The organism is Methylobacterium sp. WL103, assembly GCF_008039885.1.
GTDB lineage: Bacteria > Pseudomonadota > Alphaproteobacteria > Rhizobiales > Beijerinckiaceae > Methylobacterium > Methylobacterium cerastii.
Map to the genome: position 1 here is coordinate 1 of NZ_VRUX01000204.1, position 6910 is coordinate 6910.

Sequence of the window (6910 nt, forward strand, 5' to 3'; positions counted from 1 at the left end):
GATGCGTCATGGAAAAGGTCACCAGCCGGCGATGGGGGGGCCCCGGCGCGGCGCGGCCCGGCGCCGGGCGGCCCCGGGGGCCCGCCGCGCCGGGGGGCGGGTTGGCGCGCTTCAGCGCATGCGCGCCGCGATGGTTGACGTGGGTGATGGCGATGGCCAGCGCGTCGGCCGCATCCGCGACCTTGAACTCGGCCTTCGGCAGCAGGAACCGCACCATCGCCTGGATCTGCACCTTCTCGGCGTGCCCCGACCCGCAGACCGACTTCTTGATCAGGTTCGCCGCGTATTCGAACACCGGCACGCCGGCGAGCGCCGGAACCAGCAGGGCGATGGCGCGGGCGTGGCCGAGCTTCAGCGTCGCCTGCGCGTCCTTGTTGACGAAGGTCTCCTCCACCGAGACCTCGTCGGGCAAAAAATCCCGTACGATCCGGGTGATGCCCTCGTGCAGCTCGCGCAGGCGCAGCGCCAGCGGCAGGTCGCCGTCCGAGGTGACGACGCCGCAATCGACGTAGGCGAGCTTGGCGCCGGTCAACGTCACCATGCCCCAGCCGGTGCGGCGCAGGCCCGGGTCGATGCCGAGGATGCGGATGGGCGTCATGGGCGAGACCTCGGGCGCGGGGCCGGACCGCCACGCCTGCCCTTTGTGAGCACATAGCGTGAACGATCGGTTTCGCCAAACGGTCGCGGGCCGGCACCTTTCGCATTCGGCGCGGCCGAACTACCGTCCGTCCCGTGGCGCGTGACCGGAACCGCACCGGAGCGATCGAGGGGGCAGGCGGATGAACACCTTCGACTGGCTGGTGCCGACCCTGGCCTTCCTCGCCCCGATGGCGCCGATGCGGCCGGAGCCGCCCAAGCCCTTGCGCGGCAGCGCCTGGGCGGCGGGCATGGTCATCGGCAGCGTCTGCCTGATGATGGTGCTGCCGATGTTCACGATCTGGAGCTTCTAGGGGCCGCACGACTCGTTCCAGACCCGCTGCGAGGCCTCCGGCGGACGCGTGCTGCAGGACCCGGCGGTGGGCGTCGCGCCCTATCGCTGCGACCGCAGCGGGACGGTCTCGCTCCGCTGAGGCCTGAGCCTTACGCCTCGAGCTTGGCCACCAGCGCGTCGGACAGGGCGAAGTTGACGTAGACGTTCTGCACGTCGTCCTGGTCCTCGATCACCTCGACGAGGCGGATCAGCTTCTCGCCGGTCTCGTCGTCGACGTCGATCGTGTTCTGGGCCTTCCAGACGAGGCCCGTGCGGGTCGGCTCGCCGAAGCGGGCTTCGAGCGCCTTCGAGACCTCGCCGAAGGAGTCCTGCGCGCAGGTGATCTCGTGGCCGGCCTCGTCCGAGCGCACGTCGTCGGCGCCGGCCTCGATCGCGGCCTCGATCATCGTGTCGGCGTCGGCCACCGAGGCCGGGAACGCGATGACGCCGACGCGGTCGAACATGAAGGCGACGGCGCCGGTCTCGGCGAGGCTCCCGCCCGATTTGGTGAAGGCCGAGCGCACGTCGGAAGCCGTGCGGTTGCGGTTGTCGGTCTGCGCCTCGACGATCAGCGCGGCGCCGCCCGGGCCGTAGCCCTCGTAGCGGATCTCCTCGTAGGTCTCGCCGTCGGCGCCGGACGCCTTCTTGATCGCGCGCTCGATGTTGTCCTTGGGCACGTTTTCGGCGCGCGCCGCGATGATCGCCGCGCGCAGGCGTGCGTTCATCGCCGGATCGGGCAGGCCGAGCTTGGCCGCCACGGTGATCTCGCGGGCGAGCTTGCCGAAGAGCTTCGAGCGGACGGCGTCCACCCGGCCCTTGCGGTGCATGATGTTCTTGAACTGGGAATGGCCGGCCATGGCGTCGCGCGTTTCTTGGGTGTCGTGGGGATGCTGCGGTTTATACGCGGGCGGAACGCGACGAGGCAACGCGGGCCGCAGGTGGGCTGGACGATCCGGAAAGAACCATCGCCTCGCACGTTGGCCCCCCACGATCGCCGTGCATCGCGACGGCCATGGCGAAGGAACGACACGGACGTGACGACCCACCCGACCACCGAACGAAGGCACCGCGCCAAAATGGCCGACGCCTGGGCGAAACGCGAGGATCGCCGCGGCGACGGCACGCGCGATCTCCGGCGTACTGAGAGCCGCCGGTGGCCGAAGCTCGGCTTGGCCGCGGTTCTCGGGCTGGTGGCCGGCGCGACGCTGTTCGCCACGGAAGCGAAAGGTCGAGGCGCCCCGCGCTCCCGGCCCACGCGTCGCGACTGACGGCTCAGGCGCTCGCGTGCCAGGCCCGCAGGCCCGCGAGCGTCACCACCCCGTCGGCCCAGGCGACCCCGAACACGTGCCGGTGCGGATGCCCCGGCTCGCCGAGGTCGGACACCGCCGAGAAGGCGCCGTCGAGGCGGTGGCTCTCGGTGTAGCGGCTACGCGTCGCCAGCACCGGCAGGCCGGCGTCGAGCGCCGAGCGGATGCCGGCGGCGGAATCCTCGAACGCGATCGCCTCCGACGGCGCGATGCCGAGGCGATGGACCGCGAGGTCGAAGATGTCGGAGGCCGGCTTCTTGCGGGCCGCCTCGTCGCCGGAGGCGATCACGTCGAAGGGCCGGTCGCCGGCGGGGAAGTTGACCGCGAGCAGCGTGTCGACGTTGGCGCGGGTCGTCGTGGTGGCGATCGCGAGGCGGACGTCGCCCGCCCGCGCCTCGGCGATGAGCCTGGCCACGCCGGGGCGCAGCGCCAGCGCGCCCTCCGAGACGAGGCCGCCGTAGATCGCGGTCTTGCGGGTGTGGATCTCCGGCATGCGGGCGCGGAGGTCCGCGGCGTCCCCGTGCCGGGTCGCGACGTAGTGGGCGAGCCGTTCCTTTCCGCCCATCACGGTCAGCAGGTCGGCGTAGCAGGCGGGGTCCCAATGCCAGGACAGGCCGAGTTCGGAAAAGGCGTGGTTGAAGGCCTGGCGATGCAGGTCCTCGGTCTCGGCCAACGTTCCGTCGACGTCGAAGATCAGCGCCTTCAGCATGACGACGGCATCAGCATGCGATCGATCCGCCGCCCGCGGCCTCGGCGCCGGCCCGGATCGCGGCGATGCGGTCGGCGTAGCGGTCCGGACCGTCCTTGAACACCGCGTTGCCGGCCACGAACACGTTGGCGCCGGCCGCCGCCGCGCGGCCGACCGTGTCGGCGTCCACCCCGCCGTCGACCTGGATGTCGATGGCGCGGCCAGCACACATCGCCTTCACGCGCGCCACCGTCTCGAGCGCGCTGCCGATGAAGCTCTGGCCGCCGAAGCCCGGGTTCACCGTCATCACCAGCACCATGTCGACGAGGTCGAGGAGCGGCTCGACCATCGCGGCGGGCGTGCCGGGGTTCAGCGCGATGCCGGCGCGCTTGCCCAAGCCCCGGATGGTCTGGAGCGAGCGGTGGCTGTGCGGCCCGGCCTCGACATGCACGGTGATGCCGTCGGCGCCGGCGTCGGCGAAGGCCGCGAGATAGGGGTCGGCCGGCGCGATCATCAGGTGGACGTCGAAGAACTTCTTGGAGTGCGGGCGCAGCGCCTTCACCACCGGCGGCCCGAAGGTGATGTTGGGCACGAAGTGCCCGTCCATCACGTCGAGGTGGATCCAGTCGCCGCCTGCCGCGTCCACGGCACGGGTCTCCTCGGCCAGCCGCGCGAAGTCGGCCGACAGGATCGAGGGGGCGATGATGGCCTTCGGCATGGCACGGGTTCCGAATCGCGACGGGGACGTGACCCCTCGCGCAGGCTGATGATGGGTCGGGAAGGCCGGCCTGACCAGCCGGACTTCCGTCTGCGACGATCCGTTCGTTCAGGCGAGTCGCCGCTTGCGCTCGACGAGTTGCATGATGATCGGCGTGAGGATGAGCTGCATCGCCAGGTCGAGCTTCCCGCCCGGGATGACGATCGAGTTCGCCCGGCTCATGAAGCTGCCCTCCAGCATCGAGCGCAGGTACGAGAAGTCGATGCCCTTCGGGTCCTTGAAGCGGATCACCACCATCGATTCGTCGGCCGTCGGAATCCAGCGGGCGATGAACGGGTTCGAGGTGTCGACGGTGGGCACCCGCTGGAAGTTGATGTCGGTCCACGAGAATTGCGGGCAGATCGTCTGCACGTAATCCGGCATCCGCCGCAGGATCACGTCGGTCACCGCATCGGTCGAGTAGCCGCGGAACGAGCGGTCCCGGTGCAGCTTCTGGATCCATTCGAGGTTGATCACCGGCACGACGCCGATCTTCAGGTCGGGGTACCTGGCCAGGTCCAGGCTCTGGTCGACGACGCAGCCGTGCAGGCCCTCGTAGAACAGCAGATCTGAGCCGGGCTCGAAATCCTCCCACTCCGTGAAGCTGCCCTGCGGCCGCCCGTAGCGCGCGGCGTCCTCGACGTCGTGCACGTAGTGCCGGGTCCGGCCGCGCCCGGATTCGCCGTAGGTGCGGAACACGTCCTCCAACTCGGGCAGGAGGTTGGCGCGCGGCGCGAAGTGCGAGAGCGTCGGCTCCGCCGCCATCATCGCGTGCATGGTCTCGCGGTCGAACGCGTGGAAGCCGTCGCCCTCGATGTAGACCGCGGAGACGTCCTCGCGCCGGAAGATCTGCTCGAAGGTGTTGCGCACGGAGGTCGTGCCGGCGCCCGAGGAGCCGGTGACCGAGATGATGGGATGCCGCGCCGACATGGAGGCTACCGCGCGATCCGGTCGATCACGAGCGCATCAGCCCGCGCTGGCCGAACAGTGGGGAGCGCCCGGCGGCGTGGTTGCGCCCGTCGTAGTACTTGGCGACGCTGGCGACCTCCTCGACCGAGCCGAAGACCAGCGGCACGCGCTCGTGGATGCCGGTGGCGGCGATGTCGAGGATGCGGCGCTCGCCGTCGGTGGCGCCGGCGCCGGCCTGCTCCATCAGCATGGCGATCGGGGCGGCCTCGTAGAGCAGGCGCAGACGCCCCTGCGCGTAGCCCTTGCGGCCGTCGCCCGGGTACAGGAACACGCCGCCGCGCATCAGCACGCGCTGCGCGTCGGCCACCAGCGAGCCGAGCCAGCGCATGTTGTAGTCCTTGTCGTGCGGCCCTTCGGCGCCGCGCAGGCAATCCTCGACGAAGGCCTTGATCGGGCCGTCCCAGTGCCGGGCGTTCGAGGCGTTGATCGCGTATTCCTTGGCGGCCGCCGGCACTTCCAGCGCGGCATGCGTCAGCCGGAAGGCCCGCTGGTCACGGTCGAGCACGTAGACCTGGGTGCCGTGGCCGAGCGTCAGGATCAGCGCCGTCGCCGGGCCGTAGGTGACGAAGCCCGCCGCTGTCTGCGCCGTACCGGGCGTGGTGAAGGAGGCGATCGGGTCGCCCTCGGCCGTCACCGCCGGGCGGATGCCGAAGATGGTGCCGACCGCCATGTTCACGCCGATGTTCGACGAGCCGTCGAGCGGGTCGATCGCGACCGCGAGCGGCGCCCCGGCGTTGAGGTGCATCACGCCCTCGGCCTCCTCGGAGGCGACCTCGGCGACCGGCGCGGCCTGCAGCGCCTCGGTGACGCGCTGGTGGGCGATCACGTCGAGCGCCTTCTGCACGTCGCCGTCGCTGTTGTGCTCGCCCGCCGCCGCGAGGTCGCCGCCGAGCGCCCCGCGCCCGATGACCTCGCTGATGTCGATCGACGCGGCCGCGATCGCGGCGATCACGGCGGCGGTGTCGGCCAAGTGCGGCTCCGCCGCGACGGCGGCGGCGAGGCATGCGTCGAGCCGCGATCCGAGTGCCGGTGAACCTGTCGACATCCGCTTGCCCTTCCGCCCAGAATCTCGTTGCGCCCGCCATCCGGAGCCGGCGCCCGCCGCACGCTTTACCCGCCGGTCGGTCGGCAGGATACCGCACGGACCCGGCCGTTCACCAGGGAGCGGTGCAGGGCGGGGCCAAGAAATCTAAAACTTCTTGCGGCCGATTACAAAAAAACTAAAAACAGCGCATGCGCAATCTGTCTCTCAAGCAACTTCAGGCGGTCGCCGCGGTGGCCAGGCTCGGCACCATGACGCGGGCCGCCCAAGAGCTGAACGTGACCTCGGCGGCTCTGTACGCCCGCATCCGACAATTGGAGGAGGAGGCGGGCCTGCTGCTGTTCGACCGGACGCCGACCGGCCTGAAGCCGACCGATGCGGGGCGCGAGATGCTCTGGGCGATCGACAGCATCAACACCGTGCTCGAGACCTGCGCCGACAAGCTCCGCATCCTCAAGGGCGGCGCCGGCGGCCGGGTGACGCTGGGCGTGGTCTCCACCGCCAAGTACTTCGCGCCGCAGGTGATCGCCGGATTCGTCAAGAGCCACACCGGCGTCGAGATCAACCTCTCGGTGCGCAACCGCGGCAACACGGTCGAGGCCCTGCGCAACTACGAGATCGACTTCGCGATCATGGGCCGGCCGCCGCGCGACTTCGCGATCGAGGCCGAGATCTTCGGGCCGCACCCGCTGGTGCTGATCGCCGACCCGAACCACCCGCTCGCCGGCCGCCGCGGGCTGACCAAGGCCGACATCGCCGAGGAGGCCTACCTCGTGCGCGAGGACGGCTCGGGCACCCGCACGGTGTTCGAGGAGTTCATGAACGGCATCATCATCAAGCGGGCGAAGCTCGGGATCGATTCCGGTTCGAACGAGACGATCAAGCAGGCGGTGATGGCCGGCCTCGGGATCGCGCTGCTCTCCGCCCACACGGTCGCCGCCGAAGTCGAGGCCGGCCGCCTCGTGCTCCTCGACGTGCAGGGCCTGCCGATCCGGCGCGACTGGTACGCGGTTCGCCGGGCCGACAAGGTCCTGGGGCCGGCCGCCGCCGCGTTCTGGGAGTACCTGATGCAGGACGGCGCCCGCTGGCTCCCGGGCGTCGACCTGCTCGGCGCGGGCGCGCTCGCCTCGGTCGGCGCCGGAGCTCGGGCGTGAGCGCCGGCCTCGTCGTCGTCGGG

The 6910-nt window shown here is 70.7% G+C and carries 9 protein-coding genes; 3 read left to right on the forward strand and 6 right to left on the reverse strand.

The features are described from left to right. Window positions 1-598: crossover junction endodeoxyribonuclease RuvC (gene ruvC, locus FV222_RS13610; RefSeq protein WP_147814656.1), on the reverse strand; the 598-nt coding region annotated here is incomplete at its 3' end. Between the two features lie 181 nt (window positions 599-779). Between ruvC and FV222_RS31180 the strand changes: the two genes are divergently transcribed. Then, window positions 780-950, forward strand: coding sequence for a hypothetical protein (locus FV222_RS31180; RefSeq protein WP_246685458.1), 171 nt, complete (start codon window positions 780-782; stop codon window positions 948-950). A gap of 130 nt (window positions 951-1080) precedes the next feature. Here FV222_RS31180 and FV222_RS13620 read toward each other — a convergent pair whose 3' ends face one another. Beyond that, window positions 1081-1827 carry a YebC/PmpR family DNA-binding transcriptional regulator gene (locus FV222_RS13620; protein WP_147752348.1) on the reverse strand — a complete coding sequence of 249 codons (747 nt, stop codon included), beginning with the start codon at window positions 1825-1827 and terminating at the stop codon, window positions 1081-1083. Window positions 1828-2004: 177 nt separating this feature from the next. Here FV222_RS13620 and FV222_RS31185 point away from each other — a divergent pair, with 177 nt between their 5' ends. Continuing rightward, window positions 2005-2238 carry a hypothetical protein gene (locus FV222_RS31185; RefSeq protein ID WP_246685459.1) on the forward strand — a complete coding sequence of 78 codons (234 nt, stop codon included), beginning with the start codon at window positions 2005-2007 and terminating at the stop codon, window positions 2236-2238. A gap of 4 nt (window positions 2239-2242) precedes the next feature. Here FV222_RS31185 and FV222_RS13630 read toward each other — a convergent pair whose 3' ends face one another. The 4 genes from FV222_RS13630 to FV222_RS13645 all read right to left on the reverse strand — a co-directional run bounded on the left by FV222_RS13630 (window position 2243) and on the right by FV222_RS13645 (window position 5736). Continuing rightward, window positions 2243-2986 (reverse strand): HAD-IA family hydrolase, encoded by a 744-nt coding sequence (locus FV222_RS13630; RefSeq protein WP_147761964.1) that lies wholly within the window; start codon window positions 2984-2986, stop codon window positions 2243-2245. Between the two features lie 10 nt (window positions 2987-2996). Beyond that, window positions 2997-3683 (reverse strand): ribulose-phosphate 3-epimerase, encoded by a 687-nt coding sequence (rpe, locus tag FV222_RS13635; RefSeq protein ID WP_147761965.1) that lies wholly within the window; start codon window positions 3681-3683, stop codon window positions 2997-2999. Window positions 3684-3791: 108 nt separating this feature from the next. Further along, window positions 3792-4652, reverse strand: coding sequence for a phosphoribulokinase (locus FV222_RS13640; protein WP_147752351.1), 861 nt, complete (start codon window positions 4650-4652; stop codon window positions 3792-3794). A 25-nt stretch (window positions 4653-4677) separates the two neighbouring features. Further along, on the reverse strand, window positions 4678-5736 hold the full coding sequence (locus FV222_RS13645) for a class 1 fructose-bisphosphatase (protein ID WP_147761966.1): 1059 nt from the start codon (window positions 5734-5736) through the stop codon (window positions 4678-4680). Window positions 5737-5924: 188 nt separating this feature from the next. Between FV222_RS13645 and FV222_RS13650 the strand changes: the two genes are divergently transcribed. Then, window positions 5925-6887, forward strand: a complete 963-nt coding sequence (locus FV222_RS13650) for a LysR family transcriptional regulator (RefSeq protein ID WP_147761967.1) — start codon at window positions 5925-5927, stop codon at window positions 6885-6887. Window positions 6888-6910 lie beyond the last annotated feature (23 nt).

Coding starts and splice junctions, on each gene's coding strand:
- FV222_RS13640 (WP_147752351.1), bottom strand. CDS start 4,652: ATGTCGGCGCGGCATCCCATCATCTCGGTCACCGGCTCCTCGGGCGCC.
- FV222_RS13645 (WP_147761966.1), bottom strand. CDS start 5,736: ATGTCGACAGGTTCACCGGCACTCGGATCGCGGCTCGACGCATGCCTC.
- FV222_RS13650 (WP_147761967.1), top strand. CDS start 5,925: ATGCGCAATCTGTCTCTCAAGCAACTTCAGGCGGTCGCCGCGGTGGCC.
- FV222_RS31180 (WP_246685458.1), top strand. CDS start 780: ATGAACACCTTCGACTGGCTGGTGCCGACCCTGGCCTTCCTCGCCCCG.
- FV222_RS13620 (WP_147752348.1), bottom strand. CDS start 1,827: ATGGCCGGCCATTCCCAGTTCAAGAACATCATGCACCGCAAGGGCCGG.
- FV222_RS13630 (WP_147761964.1), bottom strand. CDS start 2,986: ATGCTGAAGGCGCTGATCTTCGACGTCGACGGAACGTTGGCCGAGACC.
- rpe (WP_147761965.1), bottom strand. CDS start 3,683: ATGCCGAAGGCCATCATCGCCCCCTCGATCCTGTCGGCCGACTTCGCG.